2 protein-coding genes are annotated in these 4,134 nt (G+C 36.7%); one reads left to right on the forward strand and one right to left on the reverse strand.

Features of this window, described 5'->3' with window-relative positions:
* A partial coding sequence (locus HHU12_RS33180) for an ATP-binding domain-containing protein (protein WP_169661020.1) occupies positions 1-285 on the forward strand: 285 nt, incomplete at its 5' end.
* Between the two features lie 77 nt (positions 286-362).
* Here the strand turns inward: HHU12_RS33180 and HHU12_RS33185 are convergent.
* Positions 363-3,866, reverse strand: coding sequence for a DEAD/DEAH box helicase (locus tag HHU12_RS33185; RefSeq protein WP_169661021.1), 3,504 nt, complete (start codon positions 3,864-3,866; stop codon positions 363-365).
* Positions 3,867-4,134 lie beyond the last annotated feature (268 nt).

Raw genomic sequence — 4,134 nt, forward strand, 5'->3', positions numbered from 1 at the left:
GGTGAAAATGCTAAAACGGTATATTATGAAAAGCAAGATATCATTGACCTTGACTTAGCATATGCCATTACAATTCATAAATCTCAGGGTAGTGAATTTGACGTAGTGATCATCCCCGTTGTAATGCAACATTTCAATATGCTCTATCAAAACTTGATTTATACTGCACTTACCAGAGCTAAGAAAATGGCAATTTTTGTGGGTACAAGAAAGGCTTTTGGTATTGCGGTGAGGAATATTGATAATAGAGCGAGGAAGACGATGTTGAAGGAAATTTTGCAGTAAAAACCTAGTACTATATTCTTTGAATATCATTAGCCCACGATTTAAATCGTGGGCTAATGATGTTTTAAAAGTTACGATTATTCTATCTCTGATAATTTCACCATCTCTTTCAATTCATCGTCACTTAGATTGCCAATCCATTTTTCCCCTTCAGCTACAGTAAGGTCTGATAGTTCTTTTTTACTTTGGATCATATCATCGATTTTTTCCTCGATTGTTCCCTTACAAATCATACGGTGTACCATCACATTTTTATTTTGCCCGATACGGTAAGCCCTATCTGTTGCTTGTGCTTCCACCGCCGGATTCCACCACAGATCAAAATGAATTACATGATTAGCCGCCGTGAGGTTTAATCCCGTTCCTGCCGCTTTTAAAGAGAGAATAAATATGTTATCCGTTCGGTTGTTTTGGAAATTGGACACCATTTCATCCCTACTCTTTCTCGATGAACCACCATGCAAGAATTGCGGTTTCTTCTTCGTTCGGTCTTCAATCCATCGTTGCAAGAGATCTCCCATAGTTTTGTATTGCGTAAAAATCAATACCTTCTCTCCTTTTTGAACAATCTCTTCTACCAACTCAAACAGACGCTGTACCTTGGTAGAATGCATCGGGTCTTCTTCCTGATTACTCTTCAAGAATAAATTCGGATGATCGCAAACTTGCTTCAGACCAAGCATCATTTTGAGCACCATTCCTCTTCTCGCACTTCCATCATTCTTTTCAATCTCTTCTAAAGCGGATTGCACAAATTCCTCATAAACTGCAACCTGTTCAGGTGCCAAATTGATAAACTGATTCTTTTCAATTTTATCCGGTAAATCAGAAATAATACTCTTGTCCGTTTTCACTCTTCTCAAAATAAAAGGCTGAGTGATTTTTTTGAATCGTTCCAATACCTTAAAGTCTTTGTCTTGCTGTATTGGCTTCGCAATATTTTTAGAGAAATTAGACAGCGTTCCCAAGTAGCCTTTGTTGGCAAAGTCCATCACTGACCAGTATTCCGACAAGCGGTTTTCTACCGGCGTACCACTCATACCTATATAAGTATCCGCTTTGATAGACTTTATCAATTTGGTTTGTTGAGTGGCAGTATTTTTAATATTCTGTGCTTCATCAATCACCATTACCGCCCATTTCAACTTCTTCAGTTCGTCTTTAGAATTACGCACCATACCGTAAGTCGTAATCAAAACATCAAAATCATCTACAAATTTTCGTTTTGCTCCATGATATACAAAAGCTGAAAGATCTGGAGCAAAACGTTCTATTTCTGACTGCCAGTTGGTCAATAAACTGGTAGGTACCACAATCAACGCTTTCTTGCTTTTAAAGTAATTTTCGGTCTTCAATTTCAACAGTAAAGTAATCACTTGAAGGGTTTTTCCCAATCCCATATCATCAGCAATCAAACTACCAAAACCTACCTTTGTATTGCGGTACATCCACTCAAAACCAGCTTTCTGATAAGGTCTCAAAGTTGCTTGAAGTCCTTCTGGTTCATGAATTTTTTTTATATCGGTCAACTGACGGATTCCTTTCTTCAACTCATCTGAAAGCGTCAATGGGCTACCTTGAATTTCCTCAGAAAATAACGCCTGACTGATTTCATTGGCTTTAAATGCAGGTGGTGTTTCCAACTCTTTCAATAGCTGTTTTAGGTCTTTTTGATCAAAAAGAACATACTGATTATTCACTTTCACCAAGCCTGACAGGTGAGCATATTTTTCCATAAACTCTTCCTTAGAAATTTGCTCTTCTCCCAAAGCTACCTGCCACTTGAACCTCAACAACTTCTGTAAATCCATAAAACTTTCGACTCCTTCATCTACTGACTCCGAAGTATCAGCTTTCAATGACTTGCCCGGTTGTAATATTTTTCTCAATACCTTCGGCATCATCAAGTTGATTCCTAATAATTCTATTACAGGAAAAATATCGAATAATACACTGACGATTTCAACATTGTCATACATCAACGGCATTTGTCCTTTGGAATTGATATGCTCTTTTAATGCCGGAAAATAAGACGCCACCAAGAGTAAATCCTGCAACAGATCAAACTTGAAAGCTTTGTATTTTTCATCCTTCCAAAAAGTTGCCAATGCAATAGGTTCCAATGCCTCTCCCTCCTTCTCTATCATTACATTGACGTAATAATTTTCGTCTACCTCTTGTAGCTGAATTGCAGGAACGTATTCTTTATGTACAATCTGAAATTTTTGTAACCACTGATTGATACTTCTTGGCACTTCTATCTCTCCTACACCATTAAATTGTTCTTTTCTATTATAGAAAAAGAGATTCAAAAGACGACTTTCTGCAGTTAGAAGTACCGTATCTTTTGATAAAAAATCTTGCAGAAATAAATGACACAATACATTTACTCCTTCCTTTTTGCTCAAATGCTTTACCCCGTTGCTCGTTTTTACAGAAATATTTTGATGCAATAAATGTGCTTGTACTTCTTCTATCACTGCCTTTACTTCCTTAGAAAAAGTAGCAGGCACCCACTGAATAAAATAATCCTCTTCTCGCTGTAGTAATCTTGGAAAAAATGCCCCTTTATTCAACAGTTTCAAGCACAAAAGATAAATATTTCGCAATTGCTGAATAAACAATGGAAACTGATCTTTCTCCTCCTCGTCCATCTGAGTAATTACATTCAACAACTCTTTTTGTGGTGTTTCTTTTGGTGAAAACACAGGAAAGAACTGATTATTCTCTAAACCTAAAACCGACCACAAGTTGAGTGTCTCATCAAAAACCAAGTTGACCGTATCCTTATTCTTAATCTTCTCCAACAAGCCCTCAGTCCTTTCCTCCTTTATTTCCTTCTTGGTTAGTCGGTGTACTTTTTGGTAATTTTTATAAAGTACATTTTTAAAATCACCTTCTGAAAAATGCGGTTTTTCTTCTAAAAAAGTAAAAACATTAGCGGTCAAATCCGGTAAAGCAGAGAAGTCTAATTGATCCAGTGATGTAGTGGTTTCATTTTGTGTTTCTAGCTCTGTAAAGTAGCTTTCTACATCTATAACCTTATTTGCTTGATCGATTTGAATATTTGATCTTTTTTGTAGTTCTTTTAATATATCCAGCCCTTTCAACTCAAAGATTAGAAAAGGATTTTTATCGATCTCCAAAGCCAAAGTATAAATAACAGCCGCAAGGTGTTTGCAAGGAACCGCAAAATCTGGACAAGAACAGTGCATATCCAATGCCTCCCAAGAAGACGGAAATAAAGAAATTCTTAATCGGTTTGTGATATTGATCAGATCTTTACTCAGTGTACCGTTAAGTAACTCCGCCACTTGCAGTTCATTTTCCAGCAATGCATCCAAAATTTGTACCTTCTCCAACGAAGTAAACTGCTTTATTTTCAGCTTTTGGTTGTAGTAATTACGATAAGATCCCGCCACTTTAGACGCTATCCCCTTGGCAGACGTAGACAAGTTCAACACCGCACCTTTATTGGCATAAGTTTTCCCTCTCGGTAATCTATTGCTCCAATCTATATCCGTCAGTGCATTCAACCACCGCTGTCCCCACCAAGTTTTGCCGTAAACTACTCTTGCCATTTTTATGTTATTTGTTCGCTGTTAAAATTTGGGGTAAAAATAGAAAAACATATTTTTTGACACTATGGTGATTAGCGAATTTTCAAATAAAAAAGAGGTTTATAGACCTCTTTTATAACTTAAGTTTCAATAACTAATTTTAAAGTATACTCCTTAACCTCTCATTCACTTCCTCAACAGAAAAGTGCTCAGGATCGAAATCTTCATCAGTCCATCCTTCATAGTTTTCATAGTCTTCGTGTGATTTATCCTGTAAAACTTCAAGCAT

Origin of the sequence: Flammeovirga aprica JL-4 (assembly GCF_012844305.1) — a bacterium.
Classification (GTDB): domain Bacteria; phylum Bacteroidota; class Bacteroidia; order Cytophagales; family Flammeovirgaceae; genus Flammeovirga; species Flammeovirga aprica.